This is a genomic window from Streptomyces sp. NPDC003077 (assembly GCF_040611095.1).
GTDB lineage: Bacteria > Actinomycetota > Actinomycetes > Streptomycetales > Streptomycetaceae > Streptomyces.
The window spans coordinates 204,671-231,341 of sequence record NZ_JBEXNM010000004.1; the positions used below are offsets into that span (position 1 = coordinate 204,671).

Genomic DNA, 26,671 nt, shown 5'->3' on the forward strand with positions numbered 1-26,671 from the left:
CGGCTCGGGGTTTCCCGAAGGCGTGACGGGGGCTCGTCAGGGGTGCTCCCGGAGGCGGCCCGGGCTTCCCGGGGGCGGACGTGCCGTCGCCCCCGGGCGGGCGCCCTCACCCCTTCCCCGCCACCGCCCGCTTCAGCACCGGCGTCAGCGGCCGTTCCACCCACCGGTGCATCACCCACGCCAGCAGCAGCATCCCGCCGACGGTCAGCGCGAGGGTGGCGGACGAGGACAGGCCCAGCCCCTGGTGCAGGGCCTGCACCACGACCCAGCCCAGGTGCTCGTGCACGAGGTAGAACGGGTACGTCAGGGCGCCCGCGACCGTCAGCCAGCGCCAGTTGGCCCAGTCGAACTTCCCCAGCGCGATGAGGACGACCAGCAGGAACCCGACCGTGACGACGGCGATGATGCCGACCGCGGACCGGTAGGAGAAGGCGTTCGCGGTGGGCGGGTGCCACAGGCCCGCGACCGCCTCGTGCTGGCCGATCAGCCAGCTCACGCCGACGATGGCCCAGGCGATGGGGTCCTTCGCGCCGTAGCGGTGCAGCAGGTAGATCCCGATGCCGCCGATGAAGAACGGCGCGTACTCCGGCATCAGGACCAGGTCCAGCGCCGGAACGTGCGCGGCCTTGGCGAGCGCGGCGGCCAGCGTCCAGCCCGCGCAGAACAGCACGACCCGCCGCCGGGTGGCCCCCGGCAGGATCACGCACAGCGCGAACAGCGCGTAGAAGCGCATCTCGGCCCACAGCGTCCAGCACACGCCCAGCACCCGCTTGGCGCCCAGCGGCTGCTGGAGCATCGTCAGGTTCGTCAGCACATCGCTGGGACCGAGCGCCTTGAAGGCCACCCACGGCAGCGCGAAGACCGCCGTGACCAGCAGGATCGCCACCCAGTACGCCGGGTAGAGCCGGGATACGCGGGAGGCGATGAAGGCGCGCAGCGTCCGTCCCCAGCCGCTCATGCAGATGACGAAGCCGCTGATGACGAAGAAGATCTGCACGCCCAGGCACCCGTACGCGAACAGCACGGACGCCGTGGGGAACTGCTGGGACGGGGACGAGCCCCAGGCCGTCGCGATCTCGCCGCCCCGCCCGCCCAGGTGGTACAGCGCGACCATCAGGGCGGCGATCAGCCGCAGCCCGTCCAGCGCGCGCAGCCGGGACGGGCGCCTGGCCCGGGGCGCGGGGACGCCGGGCAGCGCCGGGGCGGCCGGGGCCGTGCCGTCCAGCACCGCCGTGCCCCGGCCGGCCGCGTGCCCGTCGGCGCCGGGTCTCTCGGGCGGCAGCGGAGCGCTCATCGCGAGGTCGCGCCCTTCTTGATGCGGCGCTGGACCGCGCGGGCCCGCCGCGCCACCCGCCGCACGGCCGGGTTGCGCGGGATGAACGACAGGTGGGACGGGATCGCGCCGGGCAGCGCCAGCGCGGTCAGCCGGCGGCGCTTGAAGTAGCGCCGGGTGCGCTCGTTCAGGTGCGCGGCCAGGAAGCGTTCGGCGGCCGGGCGCAGCTCGGGGTGGAGCTCGTGCTGCATGGCGTAACCGACCGCCGTGAGCAGTCCGTTGAGGCGCTCGACGGGCATGGGGCGCGGGGTGCCGCGGTCGGCGACGTCCGGGACCAGCGCGTCGACGATGGTGACGGGGACCCGGTTGCTGTTCTGGTACGGCGCGAGGCGCTCCAGCAGCAGCTCCGTGCCGACCCGTGCGGTGGGCAGGCCGTAGAAGGTCGAGGCGGTCAGCAGCGCGGTGGAGAAGCAGCCGACGACGAGGGCGGGGCGGGCCCGCTGGTAGACGACCTCCGCCAGGACCGGCGTGTCCAGCACGGTCAGCTCCGCGCCCAGCGCCTCGGCCTCCCGCTCCAGCATCTCCGACCAGCGGGCGGGCGCGGAGGGGTGCGGCTTGAAGACCACCGTGCGGTGCCCGCGCCGGACGGCGCCCCGCAACATCCGGACGTGCAGGTTCTCCTCTTCCTCGGGGGTGAGGATGTTCAGCGCGGACAGGTACTGGCCGAGCAGCAGCGCGGCGCCCTCGGGAACGTCCAACGCGCCCGTGGCCTCGGCCAGTTCGCCGAGCACCTTGAGGAAGGCGTCCCCCGCCACGGTCCGCGCGCCCACCCCGAACTCGGTGAGCAGCAGCGGCTTCAGGCCGGGCACCAGGTCCAGGTGCAGCAGCCGGCGCACCCGCGTGCCCACGAGCGGGTCGAGCTTGTCGCGGGTGGGCCCGTAGCTCATCAGCCCGTCCGCGTACACCTCGATCGGCGCGTCCTGGAAGATCCGCACCACCGCCTGCGCCGGGTTGACCTGCAAGGACTCCACGACGAGCTCGATGTCGTCGTCACCCAGGCCCCACAGCAGCCGCAGGTGCCGCTCCCACAGCGGCGCGTCGTCGGCGCGCGGCGACCAGCCGCCGGGGTGGAAGGGGCGGATCGTCTCGTTCCAGGACACCACTTGGTCGAACCGGGCGCGCAGCGGAGCGAAACCGGGTGCCGCGTCCATCCCCGGGGTGGTCTCCGGGATCGCCGCGTTGTTGGCGACCAGCAGGACGCGGCGGTCGGCCGCCGGGAAGCGGCCGGTGTCCAGGGCGGCGGCGAGCGTGGCGCCGCCGTACAGGGTGGAGGCGAGGAAGATCTGCGTGCGGGCACGCTTCCCGGCCGTGTCGCGGGTGGGCATCAGGCCGCCGCCTCCCCGGTGACGGGGCGGCGGCGCAACCGCCGCAGCCGCGTCGCGCGCTGCGTGTCCATCGAGTTCAGTGCTCTTTCCAGTACGTCCTGGGGCATCCGGCGCAGCGCCGCGGCGCTGGAGATGCGCAGTTGCTTGGCGACCTGCGGTTCGAAGCGTTCGATCGAGCCGAGGTGGTGCGCGATGATCGCGCAGTAGGTGCGGACGGCCTTGGGCATCAGCCGGTCCGCGTCCCGGTCCTTCGCCGTCTCGTCGAGCACCTGGTCGAAGGCGCGCAGGAAGTCCAGCTGCCGCACGTCACCGGTCTGGGTCAGCGACGAGGCGACGCCGCGCCGGTAGAAGACGCCGAGCAGACCGACGATCGCCATGGACTCCGCCTCGCGGTGCAGCCGCCAGATCCACGGCCGGTCCTCGGCGGTGCGCAGCCCGTGCGGGAAGTGCAGCAGCCCGTCCTCCAGCAGCCGGCGGTGGTAGATCCCGGCCCAGGCGTACGGGTAGTCGACGGACGTCGAGCGGTCGGCGGGCAGGATCAGCTCGCGCGGGTTCAGGACGACGCCGCGCCTGCCGTGCGGCACCCGGCGGATCGTCCGGGCGCGGGCGGTGCACTGGACGTGGTCGGTGCGCAGGAAGTCGCACCCCAGCTCCTCCATCGCGGCCACCAGCCGCGGGTAGTAGCCGGGCGCGAGCCAGTCGTCCCCGTCCAGGAACGTCAGGTACCGGCCGCGGGCGGCGTCCAGTCCGGTGTTGCGCGCGGTGGCCAGCCCGCCGTTCCGCTCGTGCCGCAGCAGCCGGGCGCCCGGCAGCTCCCGCTCGGCGCGTTCCAGGATGCGCAGGGTCTCATCCCGGGAACAGTCTTCGACCAGCAGGAACTCGATGTCCTCGCGGGCGTTGGACGCGAGGCTCCTGAGGGTGTCGGGCGCGTATGTCTGCACGTTGAAGAACGGCACGATGACGGAGAGCTTGACCACCCGCGTGACGTTAGGCGGCCTTCCCGGCATCCGTCTTGACGGGCCGCCGACCTGGGCGTGAACGGCGCGTGGCGGGATGGTGAACCGGCCGTCCCCCAGGGCCGGTTCGCTGATCGTCGATGTTCTGTTAACCCGCTGTTGCGACGTGGTTGGCCCACTGAACGAAATGCCTTCCTAGCGTCGTTGACGTGCCATCACGTACCACTCCCCAGCCGCGCGTCGCGGTGCTCGCCGACTCGGACACCCGCTGGAAATGGGGCGCCCTGACGGCGTCCCGCATCCAGTCGGAACCGTCCCTGGACGGCTTCCTGCTGCGTGGGCGCGCCACCCCCACGGTCCGCCAGCTCGACGAGGTCGGCGCCCGTGCGGACGCGCTGCGCGAGATCCGCGCCGTCGACTTCGTGCGGACGGTGGACCGCGCGGCGTACGACGTGGTGGTGCTGGCCTGCGTGGGCGGCGCGGTCCAGGCGGTGCTGCACGGCCTGGCGCGCGCCTGGGAGGGCGCCGAGCGCCGCCCCGTCGTCGTCACCGGCTACGTGGGCGTGGTGTACGAGAAGCTCGCGGACGGGCTGCTGCTGCGGCACGGCGCGGACGTGGTGCTCGCCAACTCCCGGCACGACGCCGAGCGGTTCCGCGCGGTGTACGAGGGCGTGGGCGCGGACGCGGGCAGCGTCGTCGAGTGCGCGCTGCCCTTCCTGGGCGGCGCGCCGTACGAGCGCGAACACGCCCCGTACACGGTGGTGTTCGCCGCCCAGCCGTCCGTGCCCGAGCGCCGCGAGGACCGCGTGTACCTGCTGCGCCGGGCGGTCCAGCACGCCCGCCGGCACCCGGACCGCGAGGTGCTGATCAAGCTCCGCAGCAAGCCCGGCGAGCACACCACGCACATCGAGGAACTCCCGTACCAGAAGCTCGCCGCCCGCGTCCCCGGCGGCCTGCCCCCCAACTGCCGCCTGGTGTACGGGAACATGGGCGAGGTCCTGGACCGCACCGACCTGCTGGTGACGGTCAGCTCCACGGCCGCCCTGGAATCCCTGCACCGAGGCATCCCGACGGCTGTCCTGACCGACCTCGGCATCCGCGAGGTGCTGGGCAACCATCACTTCCTCGGGTCCGGGTGCCTGGCGTCCTGGGACGACCTGGACGCGGGGCACCGGCCGGTGCCGGACGCGGGGTGGCTGGCCCGGCAGGGCGTGGGGGCGGCTCCGGTGGCGGAGGGGGAGCGGGACGGGGCGGAGTCGGTGGCTGCCGGGCCGGGCCCGGCGGGCGCCGAGGTGGCCGGCGGTGCCGGGGCGTCCGGGTCGTCCGGGGCGTCCGGGTCGTCCGGAACGGCGCGCGCCGGAGTGCACGCCGCCGCGTACGCCAGCGCCTTCGACGCCGCGCGCGCCCGCGTGGACGCCCTGCGCACGGCGGACCGGCTGCCCCCGCTCGCGCCGTACTACACGGCGCGCACCGCCCCCGGCTACCTCCCCGGCATCCTCGCCCGGCACGGCCTGGACCCCAAGGGTGACCCGCTGCCTGGCTACGAGGAGACGGACGACGAGGCGCCCGGCGGGCTGCGCCGGGTGGCCCGCGACACCGTGCGCGAGGCCGCGCGGGGGGCCTACCGGCACGGGGTGCAGCGGGTGGCGCCGGTCATCCGGCGGTGGGGGCAGCTGTGAGGCCGTTCGCCGGGGCGTCGGGTGCGGCCCTTCCGTCTGCCGCGTCCCCGATCGCCGCTTCGTTGTCTGCCGCGTCTCCGGCCGTCGCTTTCTCGTCTGCTGTGTTCACGGCCCCGGCTTCCTCGTCTGCTGTGTCCACGGTCCCCACTTCCTCGTCTGCTGTGTTCACGGCCGTCGCGCCTGTGCCGTCCGGGGCGGCCGACCTTCCGTCGGAGGGCGCACCCGTGAGCCCGTCCGCTGCCTCTCCGCTGTCTGAGGCCGCCGTTCCCCCGGTCGTCGCGCCCGTGTCGTCCGGGGCTGCCGATCTTCCGCCGGAGGGCGCACCCGTAAGCCCGTCCGCCGCCTCCCCGCCGCCCGGGTCCGCCGTCCCCTCGTCGTCCGCCGCGTCCCCGCCGCCCCGGGCCGCGCTCTCCCCGTCCGTTCGCCCCCGGAGCCCCCGTGGCACCCGGAAGGAGCCCGACATGCCGTCCGACCCGCAACCGTCCCCGAGCCCGCACGCCTCCGCCGCGGACCGGCCCACCGTCGTGGCCGTCATCCCGGCCCGCGGCGGCTCCAAGGGCGTGCCCGCCAAGAACCTCGCCACCGTCGGGGGCGTGCCGCTGATCGCCCGCGCGGTGCGCGCGTGCCGGGGCGCGCGGCTGGTCACCGACGTGGTGGTCTCCACCGACGACGCGGGGATCGCCGCCGCGGCGCGCGGCGCGGGCGCGGTGGTCATACGCCGGCCCGCGGACATCGCGGGCGACACCGCGACCAGCGAGGCGGCGGTGCTGCACGCCATGGACGCGTACGAGAGCGAGCACGGCGCCCGGGTGGACGCGGTCCTGCTGGTGCAGTGCACCAGCCCCTTCCTGGACCGCGCCGACATCGACGGGGTCGCCGCGGCGGTCGTGGAGGGCGGCGCGGACAGCGCGCTGACCGTCGCCCCCTTCCACGGCTTCGTCTGGCGGGACGCGGCGGACGACGCGGACGCGGGGGTGCCCGGCCCGCGCACGGCCGCAGAGGGGGACGGTGCCCAGGCGACCGACGGCGCGGCCCCAGCAGGGAACACCGCCCCGGCCCCCGGCGCCGTGGCGACCGGCACCGCCCCCGGCGGCTACGGCGTCAACCACGACAAGTCCTTCCGCCCCCGCCGCCAGGACCGCCCGCAGGACCTGCTGGAGACCGGCGCCGCCTACGCCATGGACGCCGCCGGCTTCCGCGCCGCCCGCCACCGCTTCTTCGGCCGCACCGAACTCGTCCGCACCGACCCCGCGCGCGTCCTGGAGATCGACGACCCGCACGACCTGGCCCGCGCCCGCGCGCTGGCGCCCCTCCTGGACACCGTTCCCGGCCACGACGGGAGCCCGGCCCGGCCCGCCACCCTGCCGACCCGCGAGGATGTCGACGCGGTGGTCCTGGACTTCGACGGCACCCAGACCGACGACCGGGTGCTGATCGACGCCGACGGCCGCGAACTGGTCGCCGTGCACCGGGGCGACGGGCTGGGCGTCGCGGCGCTGCGCAACGCCGGGCTGCGGCTGCTGATCCTGTCCACCGAGCAGAACCCGGTCGTCGCCGCGCGGGCCCGCAAGCTCAAGGTGCCCGTCCTGCACGGCATCGACCGCAAGGACGTCGCGCTCAAGCAGTGGTGCGCGGACGAGGGCGTCGACCCCGAGCGCGTGCTCTACGTCGGCAACGACGTCAACGACCTGCCGTGCTTCGGCCTGGTGGGCTGGCCGGTGGCGGTCGCCGACGCGCACGACGTGGTGCGCGGCGCCGCCCGCGCCGTCACCACGAAGCCCGGCGGTGACGGCGCGATCCGCGAACTCGCCGGCTGGCTCCTCGGCCCGTCCCTGTGACCCGCCGCCGCACCCCGTCCCCGTAACCCCGGCCCGTCGGCCCGTCCGGCGGACCACCGACGAACCGCCCCGCGGGCACCGACGAACCGCCCCTCGCACGGACCCGCGAACCGGACCGCCCTCGTGCGGACCCACGAACCGAACCGCCCCTCACGGCGGACCCACGAACCACCCACCGCACCACCCGACGACCCCACCGATAAGGAACCTTCCGCCATGACCAGCACCACGCGCCTGCGCACCCTCGGCGAGCAGACGGTCGGCCCCGGCCACCCCGTCTACGTGACCGGCGAGATCGGCATCAACCACAACGGCGACCTGGAGAACGCGTTCGCGCTGATCGACGCCGCCGCCGACGCCGGCTGCGACGCGGTGAAGTTCCAAAAGCGCACCCCGGAGATCTGCACCCCGCGCGACCAGTGGGACATCGAGCGCGACACCCCCTGGGGCCGCATGACCTACATCGACTACCGCCACCGCGTGGAGTTCGACGAGGACGGCTACCGCGCCATCGACGAGTACTGCAAGAAGCGGAACATCGCCTGGTTCGCCTCTCCCTGGGACGTGGAGTCCGTCGCCTTCCTGGAGAAGTTCGACGTGCCCTGCTACAAGGTCGCCTCCGCGTCCCTGACCGACGACGAGCTGCTGCGCGCGATGCGCGCCACCGGCCGCACCGTCATCCTGTCCACCGGCATGTCCACCCCCAAGCAGATCCGGCACGCCGTCGAGGTGCTGGGCAGCGACAACATCGTCCTGTGCCACGCCACCTCCACCTACCCGGCCAAGGCCGAGGAGCTCAACCTGCGGATGATCCACACCCTGCAGGCCGAGTACCCCAACGTGCCCATCGGCTACAGCGGCCACGAGACCGGCCTCCAGACCACCCTGGCCGCCGTCGCCCTCGGCGCCACCTTCGTGGAGCGCCACATCACCCTCGACCGCGCCATGTGGGGCTCGGACCAGGCCGCCTCCGTCGAGCCCGGCGGCCTGGCCCGCCTGGTCCGCGACATCCGCATCATCGAGGAGTCCCTGGGTGACGGCGTCAAGAAGGTGTACGAGAGCGAGCTGGGCCCGATGAAGAAGCTGCGCCGGGTCGCGGGCGTGGTGGCCGAGACCGAGGCCGCCGGTGCCGACCGCGAGCCGGTCTCGGTGTGACGGCCCGAGGGACGGGACGGACACCGTGAGCTCATTCGACGGGGTCGCGGACCCGCCCCGGGAGACGGGGAGCCGTCTCCCGGGGGCGTCCCGGCCCGCCACCGCGCCGGCCCGCGATCCGGCCGGCGCCCCCGCGCGCGCCCCCGCCACGGCGGCGCGCGCCCCTGACGGCCCGGCCGGTGCCCCCGGCACCGCCCCGGACCGTGCCCCGCACACCGACCTGCGTCCCGGCCCGGCCCACGCCTCCCCGGACCGCACCCCGGAGCCCCGGCCCGCCACCGCGCCGTCCCCCGAGCCGGACGCCTCCCCGGCCCCCGGCCCGCGCACCGCCCCGGAGGCCTGGGCCCGCACCACCCCGGACCGCGCCCCCGAGCTGGGCGCCGCGAAGTCCGGCTCGGACACCCTCGCCTTCGTCGAGAGCCCGGTCCAGCTCCTGAACGTCCTGGAGTGGATCCACGCCGCGCGGGCCACCTCCGTCACGGTCGTGGTGCTCTCGCCGCACGACCCCATGTCTCGCGGCCAGCTCCGCAGGATGGCCGAACTCGCCCGCCAGGACGGCTGCGCGGTCCGCTGGGAGGACGCGCGCGGCGGGATGAGCGCGCCGGCGCTCACCATCGGCGGCCTCGCGCCCCGGCTGCGCCGCGCCCGCCGCATCGTCATCGGCGACCCGTTCTCCCGTTACGTGCAGCTCCTGCTGACCCTGGCCCGGGCCCGGGAGCTGGTGGTGGTCGACGACGGGACGGCCACGATGGAGTTCGTCAAGCAACTGTCGGGCGGCGAACGGCTGGTGCGCTGGCACCGGCGCGGGGGCGGGCGCGACGTGCGGGACCTGGTCTTCGCGCCGTTCACCGCGACCGCGCGCCGTCGGCTCACGCCCGCGCGCGAAGGCGGCGGGCGCGCCGTCGGCCTCTTCACGTCCATGCCGGTGCAGGCCCCGCCGGGCGTGGAGGTCACCCGCAACACCTTCGCCTGGACCCGCGAGCGCTTCGGGCCGCCGCTGCTGACGCGGGGCACCGACATCGTCGGCACGTCCCTGGTGGAGACCGGTGTCGTGGACGGCGACCGCTACCTGGAGGCGGTCCGCGCGCTGGCCGGCACCCACCACGCCACCCGCTACTTCGCGCACCGCCGGGAGAGCGCCGAGAAGCTGCACCGCCTGGCGGCCGTGACCGGCCTGGAGGTCGTCCGCCCGGACCTGCCCCTGGAACTCATCGCGCGGCGCGGCCCGATCGGGCGGCTGATCCTCAGCTTCCCGTCCACCGTGGTCCACACGCTGCCGCTCGCGCTCGTCGGCACCGACGTCAAGGTCGCGGTCTGCGACGTCGATCCGTCCTGGCTGACGAGCAAGGCGTCGCCGCGCGCGGAGGGCTTCCTCTCCGGCGTCACGGACACCGCGCGGGACGCCCACCGGCTGGACCGCACGGCACTCGCGCCGCGGTGGGCGGCCGGCTGACGGCCGGGCGGCGCCGCCCCGTACGGCCGGGCACGCCGCGGGGGACGGCCGGGGCGGCGCCGCCGCGCGCCGGGGGCGCGAACCTCCGCGCACACGGGCACAGGTTTCCGCATATACGGGCACGGATTTCCGCGTACACGGGCGCGGTTCTCGCACGAGGGGACGATGCGAGTACCCCCTCCAGAGCGAAACCTCTACGAATACCCCGTTGATGAGTCACCTATGCGCCGGGCGGCCTAGATCTCCTTCCCCTATCGGGCTGAACTTTTGTTGTTCGAGGGACAGTTGCCCTCGCACGCCCCGTACCCTTCAACGGGTGAACGACGTGAGGTCCCACGAATCCGAAGTCGAATCCGAAGCCGAAGACGCCTCTGCCGGGGAAGCGCTGCCCGGCGCGCTGCCAGAGGAACTGCGCGCCGAACTCGTCGCCTTCCGGCGCGACTTGCACATGCACCCGGAGCTGGGCGGCCAGGAGTTCCGCACCACCGCCGCTCTCAAGGCCCGGCTGGAGCGCGCGGGCCTGGAACCCCGCGTCCTCGACACGGGCACGGGCCTCATCTGCGACATCGGCACGGACCCGAGCGCGCCCCGCCCGGGGTCCCCCGCGCCCGGCGCCGCCGACGCGGACGGCGCGCGGCCCATGCTCGCGCTCCGCGCGGACATCGACGGCCTGCCCATCCCGGACACCAAGACCGTCGGCTACCGCTCCACCATCCCCGACCGCGCGCACGCCTGCGGCCACGACGTGCACACCACCGTCGTCCTCGGCGCCGGCCTGATCCTCGCCGGCCTGGCCCGCGCGGGCCGGCTGCCGCATCCGGTCCGGCTGATCTTCCAGCCCGCCGAGGAGGTGCTGCCCGGCGGCGCCACCGACGCCATCGACTGCGGGGTGCTCAAGGGCGTGGGCCGCATCCTGGCCGTGCACTGCGACCCGCGGGTGGACGTCGGCCGGATCGGGCTGCGCACCGGCGCCATCACCTCCGCCTGCGACCGGCTGGAGATCGAGCTGCGCGGCCCCGGCGGGCACACCGCGCGCCCGCACCTGACCACCGACCTGGTCACCGCCACCGCCCGGGTCGCGGTGGACGTCCCCTCGCTGCTCTCCCGCCGGGTGGACTCGCGCGGCGGGATGGCCGTCACCTGGGGCCGGCTGCGCACCGGCCACACCTGCAACGTCATCCCGCAGGTCGCCGAACTGGCCGGGACGGTCCGCTGCCTGGACCTGTCGGTGTGGCGCACCGCGCCGGAGATGCTGCAGGCCGCGGTGGAGGAGGTGGCCGCGCTGTACGGGGCGACCGCGCAGACCCAGTACTTCCGCGGGGTGCCGCCGGTGGTCAACGAGGCGTCGATGGTGCAGCTGCTGCACGACGCGATGGCGGCCCGGCGCGGCCCGCACGCCGTCGAGGACACCGACCAGTCCCTCGGCGGCGAGGACTTCTCCTGGTATCTGGAGGAGGTCCCCGGCGCGATGGCCCGGCTGGGGGTGCGGGAGATCGGCGACACCGCCCGGCGTGACCTGCATCGTGGTGATTTCGACGTGGACGAGCGCGCGATCCAGGTCGGCGTCGAGCTGTTCACCGCGGCGGCGCTGCTCGACCGCAACCCTGTGTGAGGGCACAGGTCAAGTCCAGTTCACGACGATCCGATAACGGCTTACAGACACCCCTTTATCTGGCATCTACGCGCGTTACGATGCGGCCGAATCAGCGCCAATGGTGGCGCTACGAGTCGAAGGGGTCCTCGTGCGCCGGGTATCCAAGATCACCGCTGCGGGCATAGCCACCGCGGCCCTCACCGTTTCGCTCTCCGCCTGTGGCGCTTCCTCCACGGAGGCCGGCGGCAAGGACAAGGGCGTCGGCCTCGCCTTCGACGTCGGCGGCCGGGACGACCACTCGTTCAACGAGGCCGCGGCGCGGGGTGTGGACAAGGCCGAGAAGGAGCTCGGCGTCTCGTCGAAGATGATGACCGCCAAGAACGGCGAGACCGAGGCCGACCGCGAGCAGCGGCTGACCTCGCTCGCCCAGGCGGGCTACAACCCCGTCATCGGCGTGGGCTTCAACTACGGCAAGTCCATCAACAAGGTCGCGGCCAAGTTCCCGAACGTCACCTTCGGCGTCGTGGACTCCACCTCGCAGACCAAGAACGTCGTGGGCATGGTCTTCGCCGAGCACGAGGGCTCCTACCTGGCGGGCGTCGCCGCGGCGCTGAAGAGCAAGACGCACAAGGTCGGCTTCATCGGCGGCGTGAACAACGCGCTGATCCAGAAGTTCCAGGCGGGCTTCGAGCAGGGCGTCGCGGACACCGACCCCAAGGCGAAGATCACCTCGGAGTACCTGTACGCCAACGACGACAAGGGCTTCAACGACCCGGCCGCCGCCAAGGGCAAGGCCAAGGGCATGCTCGACAGCGGCATCGACGTGATCTACACCGCCGCGGGCCAGTCCGGCAACGGCGCCATCGAGACCGTCGCGGGCAAGAAGGGCACCTGGGCGATCGGCGTCGACTCCGACCAGCACGAGCAGCCCGGCCTGGCGCAGTACAAGAACTCCATCCTCACCTCGGTCGTCAAGAACGTCGACGTGGCGGTCTTCGACCTCGTCAAGAGCGTCAAGGACAAGAAGCCCCTGAGCGGCAACAAGAACTACACGCTCAAGGAGAACGGCGTCCGCCTGACCACCTCCGGCGGGTTCATCGACGACATCCAGGCCAAGATCGAAGAGGCCCGGAAGAAGGTCGCGGAGGGCAAGGTCACGGTCCGCGAGACCCCGGCCAAGTAACACGAGCGGATCCGGCGGGCGGTCCTCGCGGCCGTCCCGCCGGGCCGGTGACCGCGGCCCGGTGCCGCACCCGCCGGGCGCCCCGCCCGCGAAGCGACGCACCCGTCACGCGCGACGCGTCCGCACCCCGGCGCGGCCTTCTGCGAACGCCGGCACCCGGCTCACCGCGCCGACCGCGCCCGTCACCCGTACGAGTCCGCACCGGTCTCCGTACGGCGGCGCTCCCGCACCCGTACGACGACGGCCCCCGCCGCCGGGACCCGACCCGTATCCCCCGGTCGGACGGCCCGCCGCAGCGGAAGCGCCGGGCCGCGCCCCGGCCGTCAACCTCGTCCACGCCGGGCGTCAACACTACGCGCGTAGCGACGAGTTGCCGCGATATCGTCACCAACCGCTCCTCCTTACCCCTCCCTGTCCCTTCGAGGAGAGTGCGCCATCAAAGCGTCCAGCAGCCCTCAGGCCGGCAGTGCGTCCGCCGCCGCTCCCGCCGTCGTCCTGCGCGGGATCACCAAGCGGTTCCCGGGCGTCGTGGCCAACCACGACATCGACATCACCGTCCACCGCGGCACCGTCCACGCCCTGTGCGGCGAGAACGGCGCGGGCAAGTCCACCCTGATGAAGATCCTCTACGGCATGCAGAAGCCGGACGAGGGCACCATCACGATCGACGGCGAACAGGTCTCCTTCCACAGCCCCGCCGAAGCCATCGCGCGCGGCATCGGCATGGTGCACCAGCACTTCATGCTCGCCGACAACCTCACCGTCCTGGAGAACATCGTCCTGGGCGGCGAACGGCTGCACGGCATCGGCGGCAAGGCGCGCGCCGAGATCCTGCGGATCTCCGACCGGTACGGCCTGGGCGTGCGCCCGGACGTGCTGGTGGAGGACCTGGGTGTGGCCGACCGCCAGCGCGTGGAGATCCTCAAGGTCCTCTACCGGGGCGCCCGCACGCTCATCCTGGACGAGCCCACGGCCGTCCTGGTGCCGCAGGAGGTCGACGCGCTCTTCGCCAACCTGCGCGAGCTCAAGGCCGAGGGCCTGACCGTCATCTTCATCTCCCACAAGCTGGGGGAGGTGCTGTCGGTCGCCGACGACATCACCGTCATCCGGCGCGGCACCACCGTCGCGTCCGTCGAGCCGAGCGCGACCACCCCCAAGCAGCTCGCGGAGCTGATGGTCGGCAGCGAACTGCCCTCCCCGGAGACCCGCGAGTCCACCGTCACCGACGTCAAGATGCTGGAGGTCTCCGGCCTGCGGCTGGACGTCACCGACGCCGAGGGCGTGCGCCGCACCGTCCTGGACGACGTGTCGCTGACGATCCACAAGGGCGAGGTCCTGGGCATCGCGGGCGTCGAGGGCAACGGCCAGGCCGAACTGGTCGAGGCCATCATGGGCATGCGCGACCCCGACGCCGGGACCGTCGTCCTGGACGGCACCGACATCAGCCGGCTGCCCACCCGCACCCGGCGCGAGGACGGCATCGGCTACATCCCCGAGGACCGGCACCGGCACGGCCTGCTGCTGGAGGCGCCCCTGTGGGAGAACCGCATCCTGGGCCACGTCACCGAGAAGCCCAACAGCAAGGGCCGGCTGCTGGACCTGAAGGCCGCGCGCGCCGACACCGAGCGGATCGTCGCCGAGTACGACGTGCGCACCCCCGGCATCGAGGTCACCGCGGCCTCGCTGTCCGGCGGCAACCAGCAGAAGCTGATCGTCGGCCGCGAGATGAGCCACGACCCGAAGCTCCTGATCGCCGCCCACCCCACCCGCGGCGTGGACGTCGGCGCGCAGGCGCAGATCTGGGACCAGATCCGCACCGCCCGCCGCGCCGGGCTGGCCGTCCTGCTGATCTCCGCCGACCTGGACGAGCTGATCGGCCTGTCGGACACCCTGCGGGTGATGTTCCGCGGCCGGCTGGTCGCGGACGCCGACCCCGCCACGATCACCCCGGAGGAGCTGGGCTCGGCGATGACCGGCGCCGCCTCCGGCCATCTGGAACACACCGAGGACGCGGCCCCGGAGGCCGCCGACGCGGACGAGCCGGGGAGCACCCCGGAGAAGGCCCCCGGGACCGGCGCCGCCAAGGCGTCCGGCACCGGCGGCCAGGACACCCCCGGGGACACCCCGGGCACTTCCGGGAAGGCCCCGGACTCCTCCGGGAAGACCCCGGACTCTCCCGGGAAGTCCCCGGACACGACTGAGGAAGGAGGCGCGTCCCAGTGAAGAAGCTGGACAAGAACAAGCTGATCCTGGGCATCGCCGCCCCCGTCCTGGCGATCGTCGCCGCCCTGGCCATCACCTCGGTGATCATCCTGGCGACCGGCAAGGACCCGTTCCACGCGTACGCGGTCATGGCCGACTTCGGCTCCAAGAGCGACAGCCAGGTCTGGATCATCAACAAGGCCGTCCCGTACTACCTGTCCGCGCTGGCCGTCGCCATCGGCTTCCGGATGAACCTGTTCAACATCGGCGTGGACGGCCAGTACCGCATCGCGGCGTTCTTCGCCGCCGTGGTCGGCGGCGCGCTGACGCTGCCCGGCTTCGTCCAGATCCCGCTGATCATCATCGTCGCGATGCTGGTCGGCTCGGTGTGGGCGGGGATCGCGGGTCTGCTGAAGACCACCCGCGGGGTCAGCGAGGTGATCACCACGATCATGCTGAACTCCATCGCCGCCGCCGTCATCGGCTACTTCCTCCAGGAAGGCCGCCTGGCGCAGAAGGACGGCAACCTCTTCCACACCCCGAACATCCCCGAGTCCAGCCACTTCTTCACGATCCCGACCACCCCCGCGCCCCTGGACGGCTTCGTCGTGATCGCGGCCGTCGTCGGCGTCGCGTACTGGTTCGTCCTCAACCGCACCCGCTTCGGCTTCGACCTGCGCACCGTCGGTATGTCCGAGTCCGCGGCGCAGGCCGGCGGCGTGAGCGTCAAGCGGATGGTCATCACCTCGATGCTGCTCTCCGGCGCCGCCGCGGGCCTGATCGGCATGCCCACCCTGCTCGGCGTCTCGTACAACTACGGCACCGACTTCCCCATCGGCATCGGCTTCACCGGCATCGCCATCGCGCTGCTGGGCCGCAACCACCCGGTGGGCATGGCCGCGGGCGCGCTCCTGTGGGGCTTCCTGGAGCGCACCGGCACCCAGCTCGAATTCGAGGACTACGAGCAGGAGATCGTCGGCGTCATGCAGGGCGTCATCGTCCTGTGCGTGGTGATCGCGTACGAACTCGTGCGCCGCTACGGCCTCAAGCTCCAGCAGCGGCGGGTCGGCGAGGAACTCGCCGCCCAGGCCCGCAAGACCGACAAGGCGGAGGTGTCCGCGTGAGCCAGAACCTCACGGCCACGGTCGGCAAGGACCCCGGCAACGGCAAGAACGGCACGACGGGGAAGAAGACCGGCAAGCTCGGACTCACCTACCCCAAGGTGCTGCTGATCATCTCGGGCGGGCTGATCCTGCTCTCCCTGCTGCGCGTGGTCACCGGCGCCAACGCGCTCACCGAGTCCGGCCAGTACACGGCGGCGCTCAACGCCGCCGTCCCGATCGGCCTGGCGGGCCTCGGCGGCCTGTGGGCCGAGCGCTCCGGCGTGGTCAACATCGGGCTCGAAGGCATGATGATGCTCGGCGCGTTCGCGGCCGGCGCGGTCGGCTGGCAGTACGGCCCGTGGGCCGCCGCGCTGGCCGGCGTCGTCGGCGGCGCGCTCGGCGGGCTGCTGCACGCCGTCGCCACCGTCACCTTCGGCGTGGACCACATCATCTCCGGCGTCGCGATCAACATCATGGCGCTCGGCCTGACGCAGTTCCTGGCCAAGCTGTGGTTCGGCGCGGAGGGCAGCGCCGCCGCGGCGGCGGGCGGCAACGACAAGCAGTCGCCCCCCATGGACGACATGCCGACGTTCACCATCCCGGGCCTCTCGGACTGGCTGCTGTCCATCGAGAAGCACCACTGGTTCCTGGTCTCCGACCTCGCCGGCATCCTCGGCTCGGCGGTCACCAACGTCTCCTGGCTGACGATCGCCGCCGTGGTGGTCTTCGTCCTCAGCTTCTTCCTGCTGTGGCGCTCCTCGTTCGGCCTGCGGCTGCGGTCCTGCGGCGAGAGCCCGGTGGCGGCCGAGTCGCTGGGCGTCAACGTCTACACGTACAAGTACGCGGCGGTCATGGTCTCCGGCGCGCTGGCCGGCCTCGGCGGCGCCTTCCTCGCCATCTACGTGCACATCTACCAGGACGGCCAGACCGGCGGCCGGGGCTACATCGGCCTCGCCACCATGATCTTCGGCAACTGGCGGCCGGGCGGCGTGGCCATGGGCGCGGGCCTGTTCGGCTTCATGGACGCGCTCCAGCTCCGCGGCGGCGGCCCGACCGTGCACGCGCTGCTGCTCCTGCTCGCGGTGCTGCTGGTGGGCCTTGCGGTGTGGAAGCTGCGCGCCGGGCGGCGGGTCCAGGGCGGCATCAGCCTGGCCGTGGCCGTGCTGCTCGCGGTCTGGTACTCGGTGTCCGACACGGTCGCCCTGGAGATCGTCAGCGTCGCCCCGTACATCGCCACGCTGCTCGTCCTGTCGCTGGCCGCCCAACGGCTGCGCCCGCCGAAATCGGTGGGCAAGCCCTACCGGAAGGGCCAGGGCAAGTGACCGTCACCCCCGACTGGGAGGCGCTGCGCGCGCACGCCCGGGACGCCATGTCCCGGGCGTACGCCCCCTACTCCGGCTATCCGGTGGGCGTCGCGGCCCTCGTCGACGACGGCCGCACCATCACCGGCTGCAACGTCGAGAACGCCTCCTACGGCCTGGGCCTGTGCGCCGAATGCGGCCTGATATCCACCCTCTTCGCCACCGGCGGCGGCCGGCTCACCGCCTTCACCTGCGTCGACGGTGAGGGCAACCTGCTGGTCCCGTGCGGCCGGTGCCGCCAGCTCCTGTACGAACACGGCGGCCCCGACCTGCCGGTGGACACCGCCAAGGGCATCCGCCCGCTGTCCGACCTGCTGCCGGACGCGTTCGGCCCGGACCACCTGACGCGCTGACGTGACGGGCCCGCGCGCTCCGGCGTGCGGGCCCGCGCGTTTTGCCGGCGCGCGCCCGCGTACGAGCCCGTGTGCCGCGCTTACGTACGCCCGCGTACGGGCCCCCGCTCACCGACTCCGCCCGGGGCCGCACACCCCGGCGCACGGCCCGTTTCTCTGTCGGCCATCTCACCCCTCATGCACGGCATCTCCCACCCCTCCCCCTCTCGATCTTCTTGATCTATGCGGGTAGAACAGGAGATACCCGTTCGAAAGGAAGTCCCATGGACGTCATCTCCGTCATCCGCACCAAGCGCGACCGCGGCGAACTGACCCCCAATCAGATCGACTGGGTCATCGACGCCTACACCCGCGGCGAGGTCGCCCACGAGCAGATGTCGGCCCTGGCCATGGCGATCTTCCTGAACGGCATGAACCGCGCCGAGATCGCCCGCTGGACCGCCGCGATGATCGCCTCCGGCGAGCGGATGGACTTCTCCTCCCTGCCCCGCCCCACCGCCGACAAGCACTCCACCGGCGGCGTCGGCGACAAGATCACCCTGCCGCTCGCCCCCCTGGTCGCCGCCTGCGGCGCCGCCGTCCCCCAGCTCTCCGGCCGGGGCCTGGGCCACACCGGCGGCACCCTGGACAAGCTGGAGGCCATCCCCGGCTGGCGCGCCCTGCTCTCCAACGACGAGATGATGGGCGTCCTGCGCGACGTCGGCTCGGTCATCTGCGCCGCGGGCGACGGCCTGGCCCCCGCCGACAAGAAGCTCTACGCGCTGCGCGACGTCACCGGCACCGTCGAGGCCATCCCGCTGATCGCCTCCTCCATCATGTCCAAGAAGATCGCCGAGGGCACCGGCTCCCTCGTCCTGGACGTCAAGGTCGGCTCCGGCGCGTTCATGAAGAACCTGGACGACGCCCGCGAACTCGCCTCCACCATGGTCGAACTCGGCACCGACCACGGCGTGCGCACCACCGCCCTGCTCACCGACATGTCCACCCCGCTCGGCCTCACCGCCGGCAACGCCCTCGAAGTCCGCGAATCCGTCGAGGTCCTGGCCGGCGGCGGCCCCGCCGACGTGGTCGAACTGACCCTCGCCCTGGCCCGCGAGATGCTCACCGCCGCCGGCCTCCCCGACGCCGACCCGGCCAAGGCGCTCGCCGACGGCTCCGCCATGGACCACTGGCGCCGCATGATCCAGGCCCAGGGTGGCGACCCCGACGCCCCCCTCCCCGTCGCCCGCGAACAGCACACCGTCACCGCCGACTCCTCCGGCGTCCTGACCACCCTCGACGCCTACGCCGTCGGCGTCGCCGCCTGGCGCCTGGGCGCCGGCCGCGCCCGCAAGGAGGACCCGGTCCAGGCAGGCGCCGGCATCGAACTCCACGCCAAGCCCGGCGACAAGATCACCGCCGGCCAGCCCCTCCTCACCCTCCACACCGACACCCCCGAAAAGTTCCCCTACGCCCTGGAGGCCCTCAACGGCGGCGTCGACATCGCTCCGGAGGACACCGACTTCACGGCGAAGCCGATCGTGCTGGACCGGATCGGCTGACGCGGGACGCCTCTGGCCCCGGCTGTTCCGGCCGGGGCGCACCAGACTCCCGGCTGACCCAGCCGGGCCGAGGCGAAGCCGCCCGCCCCACGCTGCGTGGGAAAGGGTCGTGGGGCGGGCGGCTTCTTCACACGGGCCATGCGCACAGGCGCTCGTCCCGCTCCGCGGCTTCCTAGACTCCCCGCGTGAGCAACAGCCGCAGCAACCAGCGGTCAACGCCGCTGCACTCGGTATCCGTCGCAGGCGCCGTCATCCGCGACGATGGCCGCCTCCTGGCGATCCGGCGCGCCGACAACGGCACCTGGGAACCGCCCGGCGGAGTGCTGGAACTCGCCGAGACGCCGGAAGACGGCGTGCGCCGGGAGGTCCAGGAGGAGACCGGCGTCCACGTGGAGGTCGGCCGACTCACCGGGGTCTACAAGAACATGCCGCGCGGCATCGTGGCCCTCGTCTTCCGCTGCCGCCCGAACGGGGGCACGGCACGCCCCACGGACGAGGCCACGGCGGTCGCCTGGCTCACCCCCGAGGAGGTCGAGCACGGCATGAGCGAGGTGTACGCCGTACGGCTGCTCGACGCGCTCGGGGACGATCCCCCGTATGTCCGGGCCCACGACGGGCGGCGGCTGGTCCCTGGGCGGTAGGGGGCGGCCAGGAACGCCCCCTCTTCTCGTACGAGTGAACGGCCCCCGTACGCCACCCGGCGCCCAAACCGCTCCGCCAGGCTCACGTCGGCAGATCACCGGCGGACCAAAGGAGAGCGGCGATGGACGTCCGCACCAAGCAGGGCGGCGGCACCAAGCAGGGCGGCGGCACCAAGCAGGACATCGAAACCAGGCAAGGCATCGATTGGGAAGCGGCCCTGGAGCTGTGGCGGGACACGCGCGCCCCCGACGGCGCCAGGACGGAGATCATCGACGGCCTCGTCACGGTGTCCCCGCTACGGCCGGCCCGCCACGCCTTCATGGCCGGACGCGTCGTCCGGCACCTGTGCGAGGTCCTTCCCGAGGACTGGGGTGCCTACCAGACGCTCGCGGTGACGATCCCCGCCCGCCTGGGGCTCTATGTGCCGGATCTGGCGGTGGCCCCTGAGGAGGCGCTGAACGCCTCAGCCGATCATGTACCGGCCTCCGCCCTCTCGCTGGTCATGGAGATCACCGGGCCGGGCCCCGCCCGCCACGACCGGGTGAACAAGATGACGGGGTACGCGCGGGCCGGCGTCCCGCTGTATCTCCTCGTCGACACATGCAGGGACTGCGGACCGTCGTTCACGCTCTACGGAAAGCCGGAGGACGGCGGCTACCGGGTGCTGCAAACGGCGAGGCTCGGCGAAGACATCCAGGTCCCGGCGCCTTTCCACGCGACCATCCGCACCGGCGACTTCCCCACCTGAGGAAGACGGGCCGACGGCCGTGCGGGGGCGCCGCGTCTCGCCCGCAGCGCGCGCCGTCCCTCCGGGGACGCCTCCGACGCGCGTCACGCGGCTCCGGGTGCTGTCCTGGACAGGCGACGCGAGGGGACGTAATCCATGGCGAAGAAGAAGGACGCGGACGGGAAGGGCCTGCGCAAAGGCGACCGGGTCTCCTGGAAGAGCCACGGCAGCGAAGCCGTCGGCAAGGTGGAGAAGAAGATCACCCGACGCACGGAGTCCGCGGGCCGGACCGTGGACGCCTCCCCGGACGAGCCGCAGTACCAGCTCCGCAGCGAGAAGTCCGGGCGCGCGGCGGTGCACAAGCCGCAGGCCCTGCACCGGAAGAAGGGCTCCTGAGGCATGGCGGACGACGAGCACGACAAGATCCGGCACGAGTTCCGTGACGCGGTCAACATGTCCGCCTCCGAGCTGAACCGGTGGCTGGAGACGGACGAGTCCCAGTCGGCCGGACAGCACAAGGACGGCGGCGAGTCGACCGGACACGCGTCCGGACGGCGGATCGTCCAGCTCCTGCACACCAAGCGCGGCGACCTCGGCGACGACGACTACGCCCACATGCGCAAGGTCACCGGCTACGTCCACCGCCACCTCGCGCAGCGTCCGGACGGGGACGTGTCCGGCACCCGGTGGCGGCACTCGCTGATGAACTGGGGGCACGACCCGCTCAAGGAGTGACCTGGTGGCTCGGACCGACACGTGTGTGTGATCGAGGACGGCCCGACACGTCAGTAGGCCGTACGTGCGAAAAGGAACGTCTGACCTGCGCGTTCTCGTAAGGATGAACGATACCGATGGACCACCCGGGCCTCGGATCGGCATGCTGGGATCGGTGACAAAGCGACAGAGGAGAACCGCCATGAGCGCACTCACCGTCGAACAGGTGCTGGGCTCCGGCCTTGACTGGGAGGAATCCGTCCGGACCTGGGAAGAGACGGACGGCCCCGAGGGCGGCAAGGTGGAGATCATCGAGGGGTTCGTCACCGTGTCACCAGCGCCCGCGAATCATCACAACGACATCGTCGATTCGGTCCAGCGCCGGATCTACTCCGTGGTCCCGGACGACTGGGGGGTATACGGCACCCAATCGGTGGCCGTTCCCACGCGCAGAGGTCTCTACGTACCCGACCTCGTCGTGATCCCGAAGTCGGTGGTTCAGGGCGAGGCCGGCAGCTACCTTCCGGCCGCGGCGGCGGAGTTGGTGGTGGAGGTCACTTCGCCGTCCAACGCCGGCCGTGACCGCACCGTCAAGGCGGCGGGATACGCCCAGGCAGGGATCCCGTACTACCTGCTCATCGACGCCTGGGCGCCGGACAACCCCATGATCACGCTCTATGGGGAACCGAAGGGCGGCGTCTACCAGGCCCTGCAGACGGTGAAGTCCGGTGAGCCGGTTCACCTGCCCGCCCCCTTCGACGTCGATATCGAGACGGCTTCCTTCCCGGTGGAAAGGCGGGAGTGAGACGCGTCAGACGACCGGCAGGCGCGACCCGCCGTCGGATACGGCAAAGGGGCCGCCCCACCAGGACAGGTGACGGGGCGGCCCCTTTGGGACCAAAGGCGGCGGTTCGCGGCCCGGGAAGGGCTACGCCGCCTTCCCCAGCCGCAGCACCCGCTGCTCCGCCGCGGCCTTCCGCGTCGCGTACAGGGTGATGCCGGCCGCGCCGACCATGGCCGCCAGGCCCAGGGCCACCGTGGCCTCCCAGCCACCGGCGTGGAAGGCGGCGGCGCCGAGTGCGCCGCCCAGGCTGCTGCCGAGGTAGTAGGCGCTCTGGTACAGGGCGGACGCCTGGGCGCGGCCCGTGGTGGCCGTGCGGCTGACGGAGGACGAGGCGACCGCGTGGCCCGCGAAGAAGCCGGCCGTGATGAGGACCAGGCCGAGCAGGACCGCGGCGACCGAGTCGAGCAGCGACAGCAGCAGGCCCGTCGCCGTCATGCCGACGGCAAGGTAGAGGGCGCCGCGCCGGCCGACCCGGCCGACGAGCCGTCCGGCGGCGGCCGAGGAGACCGTGCCGACCAGGTAGATCAGGAAGATGGAGCCGACCAGGCCCTGCGGCAGGTTGAACGGATCGGCGACCAGCCGGTAGCCGACCACGGTGTAGACCGCGCCGAAGACCGTCATGAACAGGGCGCCGATGGCGTAGAGGCGGCACAGCAGCGGGTCCCGCAGGTGGCCGCCGAGCGTCCGGGCCAGGGCGCGCGGCCCGACCTTGCGCGGCGTGAAGTGCCGCGCCTTGGGGACGAGCAGCCGGAACGCCACCGCGCACACGACCGCCATGGCGCCCACCGCGCCGAGCGCGGCCCGCCAGCCCCACGCCTGGGCGACCCAGCCGGTCACGATGCGGCCGGACATGCCGCCGATGCTGTTGCCCGCCACGAAGAGCCCGATCGCGGCGACCAGTGCCTTGGCCCGTACCTCCTCGGCGAGGAACGCCATCGCGGAGGCGGGCAGCCCGGCCAGCGCCACACCCTGGACGGCGCGCAGCCCGATCAGCCAGCCCAGCGAGGGGGCGAACGGGACGATGACGGCCAGCAGGGTGGCGACCGTGAGGGAGGCGGTCATCATCGCGCGGCGGCCGAAGCGTTCGGACAGGGCGCTGAGCGGGATCACCGCGAGCGCCAGGCCGAAGGTCGCGGCGGACACGGTCCAGCTCGCCTGGTCCGGCGTCACCCGCAGGTCGTCGGAGATGGCCGGCAGCAGCGCCTGCGTCGAGTACAGCAGCGCGAAGGTGGACACGCCGGCGGCGAAGAGGGCCAGGCTCATCCGGCGGAAGCCGGGGCCGCCCGGGCGCAGCTTGCCCGACTCGGGGTCGGGGTCGGCGTCGGCGGTGTCGCCGGGGGCCGGGGCGGCGGAGGAGAGGGTACGAGGGGAGGACTGGGCGGAGGCGTCCGCGCGGGTTGCGGCGGACGCCCCGGTATCAGCGGGAGGCATGCATCGAACGTAGGACCGTCACCACTCATGCGTCCAATGCATGGAAACGCGATAATCGATGCCGTGACGCATGACCGCAGTTCAGAGCCGCCTCTGTCGCAAATTCGCAACAGAAAAGACACCGTGGGAACACCTCCGGCCCCCGCCCCGCCCCGGGAGCCCGCCGAGCCCGCGGAACTGGGCGCCGACTCCTGGGCGCTGGCCCTCTCGCCCCGGCTCGCCCAGTTCGCCGCGGTCGCCCGCCACGAGCACGTCACCCGCGCCGCGCACGAACTCGGCATGCCGCAGCCGACCCTGAGCCGCGCCCTCGTCCGCCTCGAAGCGGACCTCGGCGTCGCCCTCTTCGCCCGGCACGGCCGCACGCTGTCCCTGACCCCGGCCGGTCGCGCGTTCCTCGCCTCCACCGAACGCGCGCTGGCCGACATCGAGCGCGCCGCCGAATCCGTACGGACCGACGCCGACCCCACCGCGGGCAAGGTCGCCTTCGGCTTCCTGCACACCCTCGGCCCGGAGACGGTACCCGGCCTGCTCCGTACCTTCCGCGCCGACCACCCCCGCGTCCGCTTCCAGCTCGTCCAGAACTATGGCGAGGCCATGATCGAACGCCTCCGCGCCGGCGACCTCGATCTGTGCCTGACCTCGCCCGTCCCCGACTACCCGGACCTCGTGGCCCGCCGCCTGGACGAACAGAAACTCTTCCTCGTCGTCCCCGAGGACCACCGCCTCGCCCGCCGCAAACGCGTCCGCCTCGCCGAGGCCGCCACCGAACTCTTCGTCACCCTCGAACCGGGTTACGGGCTCCGCCGCATCACCGACGCCCTGTGCGCCGCGGCCGGCTTCACCCCGAAGGTCGCCTTCGAGGGCGAGGAGGCCGAAACCCTCCGCGGCCTCGTCGCAGCCGGACTCGGCGTCGCCCTCCTGCCCCCGCCCGCCGTCCCCCGCCCCGGCGTGGTCGAACTGACGGTGACGGCCCCGCGCGCCGTCCGCGAGATCGGCGTCGCCTGGCTGGACGGTCACCCGGACACGGCCCCGGTCGCCGCCTTCAAGAAGTTCCTGCTGGGGCGGCGGGGGCAGTTGATTCCGCGGTGAGCGGCGAGCGGGCGGACACCGGCCGCAGGTGACGCAGCGCGTCGACCACCTCGCCGCCGAAGACGACGGCGGCCCCCGGAGCGTCCACGCGTCGCACTATGGCGTACAGGACGTCGCCGAACGGATGGACCTGAAGGGAACGCAACACCTCGGCCGCCTCATGCTCCTCACCGGCACTCATCTGGCGCGCCCAGTCCCGCAGCATCGACTTGCAGCGGACGTAGGCACGGGAGCGCCCCTGTTCCAGGACCGGCCGTCCCAATCCGAAGACGCGGAGGGTCGCCTCGCCCTTCGCCGTGCGGCCCGCGTACCGGCCGGTGGCCAGGGTGAGCGCCAGGTGGTCGTACGGGTCCTCCCGGCACGGATCGATCAGCAGGCACCGGCCGTGCTCGTCGACGGGGTAGTGGTCCCGTTTCTCGTTGCTGTTGCAATGCGAGCAGGCGAGGAAGTGATTGCTCCACGAGAAGACGTGGCGGGCGTCGTGGGCCAGGGGCATCAGGTGGTCGATGTCCGTGCCCTGGCCGTCCCCGCAGTACATGCAGCGGGAGAAGCCGAAGGCCATGCCGCCCAGGACGATCTTCAGGTCGTGGCGGATCGCCTTGGCACCGCGCCAGGCGGCACGGGCCTTCTCCCCGTCCTCCCGCCGTAACCCCCGGGACTTCTCTTCGAGGCGAGCGGCGAGACGGTCGTCCAGCGGGGCGCGGGGGATCGGGATCACTCCGTCGCCCCACCGAGCCGCGCCGCCACTTCGTCCACGCGGGCGGACGAGGAACTCGTCAGCCGTTCGCTCAGCTCCTGGTACCGGTGTACCTCGTCCTCCGTCGCGGCGCCGGAGAAGACCCGTTCCTCCAAGCGGACGAGCTCGCGCCTGACGTCTTCGGCGCGCCGGGAGTACGGCGAGTCCAGGCCGAACAGCTCCGACAGCGCCGCGTCGTCCCCGCTTCCGTACACGACGCGGCGGTACAGGGATTCGTCGACCACGCGAGGCGGTTCGTCCTCGTCGGGCCCGGCGAGCCGGATCAGTCCGCCGGGGTCCGCGGACTGGCAGATGTACGGGCTGTGGGTCGTGACGATGAACTGGACGAGGGGGAAATGGGCCTTGAGCCAGTCCCCGATGCGTTGCTGCCAGCTCACGTGCAGGTGCGCGTCGATCTCGTCGATCAGGACGACCCCGGGCAGGCGGACGGCCGGTACCCCCGTGGACCGGTCGAGGGGGATCGCACCGTGGAAGTCGTGCAGGGCGCGGACGAGGTCGAGCACCAGGGCGGTGACGGTGCGGTATCCGTCGCTCATGTGCCGGAGGGGGAATTCGCCGCCGTCGCCCGACACCCACAGTCCGTCCGAGTCCACGCGCTGGACGCGGTGTCCGTCCGGCAGCAGCCCGTCAGCCAGGAGGGCGAGCACCGCGTCGAGGAGCGCGCCCGCGCCCTCGCGCTGCTCCAGTTTCCGCAGGTGGAGGCCGATCAGCCAGGACACGCTCTCGCCGAGGGCCGCGTCCTCGCTGAAGAGCGTGGCGAAGCGGGCGGCAGCCTCGTTGCCGTCGAAGCGGTTCGTCCGGGCCTCGGGGTGGGCGGTGGACAGGCGGCGGAAGGGGCCGTATCCGGCGGCGAAGGAGTCTCTGATGGGCCCCGGAGCCATACGGGCCGCCTCTCCTGTCCCCGTGCGTTGCCGGTCGTGTGCGCCGACCGGGAAGCTGGCGGACCGACGTGTCACAACAGGCCAGCGGGGTCCGTCTCTCTCTTCCCGTGAGGGTGCCGGAAGGGTGATGTCGGCCGTGAACGTCTTGGGCCCCTCGGCGTCGAACTCCTCGGCCTCCTTCGCGTCGAGCAGGAAACCCGCCGCCAAATGGCCGTCCTTCTCGGACCGCGCCCGCCAATCGGCATACCCCGGAGCCAGCGCCCACCCCGCCCGGCTGTCCAGCAGCAACAGCGCCAGGCACCGCAGCAAAGACGTCTTGCCGGAGCCGTTGCGCCCGGCCAGAACGGTGAGACCGGCGTAGGTCCCGTCCGGCCTCGCGAAGTCCAGATCGACGTTTCTGGCGCCGTGGAAACCGAGGACATCACTGATCTTCAGGTTCGTGACATACACATGGCCTCCCGGCGTGGCCCCGCCCGACTGCCGCGCAGTCTAGGGCGGCCGACGCCCGGC

Annotated in this window: 23 protein-coding genes; 17 read left to right on the top strand and 6 right to left on the bottom strand. The window is 72.7% G+C overall.

All coding sequences use genetic code 11. From position 1 onward, the window contains the following. Nucleotides 1–106: 106 nt before the first annotated feature. Genes ABZX96_RS04850 through ABZX96_RS04860 form a run of 3 tightly spaced genes read right to left on the bottom strand, consistent with a single transcriptional unit; the run spans nt 107 to nt 3,635 of the window. On the bottom strand, nt 107–1,294 hold the full coding sequence (locus ABZX96_RS04850) for an acyltransferase (RefSeq protein WP_355537860.1): 1,188 nt from the start codon (nt 1,292–1,294) through the stop codon (nt 107–109). Continuing rightward, a complete protein-coding gene (locus tag ABZX96_RS04855; RefSeq protein WP_355537863.1) occupies nt 1,291–2,658 on the bottom strand; it encodes an alpha-2,8-polysialyltransferase family protein in 1,368 nt (455 codons plus the stop codon). The genes ABZX96_RS04850 and ABZX96_RS04855 overlap by 4 nt, the downstream gene beginning before the upstream one ends. Further along, nucleotides 2,658–3,635, bottom strand: coding sequence for a glycosyltransferase family 2 protein (locus ABZX96_RS04860; protein WP_355537866.1), 978 nt, complete (start codon nt 3,633–3,635; stop codon nt 2,658–2,660). The genes ABZX96_RS04855 and ABZX96_RS04860 overlap by 1 nt, the downstream gene beginning before the upstream one ends. A gap of 188 nt (nt 3,636–3,823) precedes the next feature. On the opposite strand from ABZX96_RS04860, the gene ABZX96_RS04865 reads away from it, so the two are divergent. From ABZX96_RS04865 to ABZX96_RS04940, 16 genes are all read left to right on the top strand, one after another. Continuing rightward, entirely contained in the window at nt 3,824–5,293 is a 1,470-nt protein-coding gene (locus ABZX96_RS04865; protein ID WP_355537868.1) for a DUF6716 putative glycosyltransferase, read from the top strand. 461 nt (nt 5,294–5,754) lie between these two features. Next, nucleotides 5,755–7,131, top strand: a complete 1,377-nt coding sequence (locus ABZX96_RS04870; protein ID WP_355537871.1) for an acylneuraminate cytidylyltransferase — start codon at nt 5,755–5,757, stop codon at nt 7,129–7,131. Between the two features lie 216 nt (nt 7,132–7,347). Beyond that, a complete protein-coding gene (locus ABZX96_RS04875) occupies nt 7,348–8,286 on the top strand; it encodes an N-acetylneuraminate synthase family protein (RefSeq protein WP_355537874.1) in 939 nt (312 codons plus the stop codon). 373 nt (nt 8,287–8,659) lie between these two features. Then, entirely contained in the window at nt 8,660–9,739 is a 1,080-nt protein-coding gene (locus ABZX96_RS04880) for a hypothetical protein (protein WP_355538050.1), read from the top strand. A 325-nt stretch (nt 9,740–10,064) separates the two neighbouring features. Next, the gene (locus tag ABZX96_RS04885) at nt 10,065–11,351 is read left to right on the top strand and encodes an amidohydrolase (protein WP_355538053.1); all 1,287 of its coding nucleotides are present in this window, start codon (nt 10,065–10,067) and stop codon (nt 11,349–11,351) included. Between the two features lie 130 nt (nt 11,352–11,481). Further along, entirely contained in the window at nt 11,482–12,516 is a 1,035-nt protein-coding gene (locus ABZX96_RS04890) for a BMP family ABC transporter substrate-binding protein (protein ID WP_355537877.1), read from the top strand. 435 nt (nt 12,517–12,951) lie between these two features. Further along, nucleotides 12,952–14,739 (top strand): ABC transporter ATP-binding protein, encoded by a 1,788-nt coding sequence (locus ABZX96_RS04895; protein WP_355538056.1) that lies wholly within the window; start codon nt 12,952–12,954, stop codon nt 14,737–14,739. Further along, the gene (locus ABZX96_RS04900) at nt 14,736–15,842 is read left to right on the top strand and encodes an ABC transporter permease (protein ID WP_355537880.1); all 1,107 of its coding nucleotides are present in this window, start codon (nt 14,736–14,738) and stop codon (nt 15,840–15,842) included. Before ABZX96_RS04895 ends, ABZX96_RS04900 begins: the two co-directional genes overlap by 4 nt. Continuing rightward, on the top strand, nt 15,839–17,143 hold the full coding sequence (locus ABZX96_RS04905; protein ID WP_355537882.1) for an ABC transporter permease: 1,305 nt from the start codon (nt 15,839–15,841) through the stop codon (nt 17,141–17,143). The genes ABZX96_RS04900 and ABZX96_RS04905 overlap by 4 nt, the downstream gene beginning before the upstream one ends. Continuing rightward, on the top strand, nt 17,140–17,535 hold the full coding sequence (locus tag ABZX96_RS04910; RefSeq protein WP_355537885.1) for a cytidine deaminase: 396 nt from the start codon (nt 17,140–17,142) through the stop codon (nt 17,533–17,535). Before ABZX96_RS04905 ends, ABZX96_RS04910 begins: the two co-directional genes overlap by 4 nt. Before the next feature lie 263 nt (nt 17,536–17,798). Then, complete coding sequence (locus ABZX96_RS04915; protein WP_355537888.1) at nt 17,799–19,076, top strand: thymidine phosphorylase; 1,278 nt, start codon at nt 17,799–17,801, stop codon at nt 19,074–19,076. Between the two features lie 185 nt (nt 19,077–19,261). Then, complete coding sequence (locus ABZX96_RS04920) at nt 19,262–19,717, top strand: NUDIX domain-containing protein (RefSeq protein ID WP_355537891.1); 456 nt, start codon at nt 19,262–19,264, stop codon at nt 19,715–19,717. A 122-nt stretch (nt 19,718–19,839) separates the two neighbouring features. Next, nucleotides 19,840–20,466, top strand: coding sequence for a Uma2 family endonuclease (locus ABZX96_RS04925; protein ID WP_355537894.1), 627 nt, complete (start codon nt 19,840–19,842; stop codon nt 20,464–20,466). 135 nt (nt 20,467–20,601) lie between these two features. Next, a complete protein-coding gene (locus tag ABZX96_RS04930) occupies nt 20,602–20,841 on the top strand; it encodes a DUF2945 domain-containing protein (RefSeq protein WP_355537897.1) in 240 nt (79 codons plus the stop codon). 3 nt (nt 20,842–20,844) lie between these two features. Continuing rightward, nucleotides 20,845–21,180: a DUF3140 domain-containing protein gene (locus ABZX96_RS04935; protein WP_355537900.1), complete on the top strand. Its 336-nt coding sequence runs from the start codon at nt 20,845–20,847 to the stop codon at nt 21,178–21,180. Nucleotides 21,181–21,361: 181 nt separating this feature from the next. Then, nucleotides 21,362–21,964 carry a Uma2 family endonuclease gene (locus ABZX96_RS04940; RefSeq protein WP_355537903.1) on the top strand — a complete coding sequence of 201 codons (603 nt, stop codon included), beginning with the start codon at nt 21,362–21,364 and terminating at the stop codon, nt 21,962–21,964. Nucleotides 21,965–22,087: 123 nt separating this feature from the next. On the opposite strand, the gene ABZX96_RS04945 is transcribed toward ABZX96_RS04940, so the two are convergent. After that, nucleotides 22,088–23,434, bottom strand: a complete 1,347-nt coding sequence (locus ABZX96_RS04945; RefSeq protein WP_355537906.1) for an MFS transporter — start codon at nt 23,432–23,434, stop codon at nt 22,088–22,090. Between the two features lie 36 nt (nt 23,435–23,470). Between ABZX96_RS04945 and ABZX96_RS04950 the strand changes: the two genes are divergently transcribed. Continuing rightward, complete coding sequence (locus tag ABZX96_RS04950) at nt 23,471–24,523, top strand: LysR family transcriptional regulator (RefSeq protein ID WP_355538059.1); 1,053 nt, start codon at nt 23,471–23,473, stop codon at nt 24,521–24,523. Here ABZX96_RS04950 and ABZX96_RS04955 read toward each other — a convergent pair. Continuing rightward, nucleotides 24,477–25,241 (bottom strand): HNH endonuclease, encoded by a 765-nt coding sequence (locus tag ABZX96_RS04955; RefSeq protein WP_355537909.1) that lies wholly within the window; start codon nt 25,239–25,241, stop codon nt 24,477–24,479. The genes ABZX96_RS04950 and ABZX96_RS04955 overlap by 47 nt on opposite strands. Continuing rightward, nucleotides 25,238–26,611, bottom strand: coding sequence for an AAA family ATPase (locus tag ABZX96_RS04960; protein WP_355537912.1), 1,374 nt, complete (start codon nt 26,609–26,611; stop codon nt 25,238–25,240). The genes ABZX96_RS04955 and ABZX96_RS04960 overlap by 4 nt, the downstream gene beginning before the upstream one ends. Nucleotides 26,612–26,671: the final 60 nt, after the last annotated feature.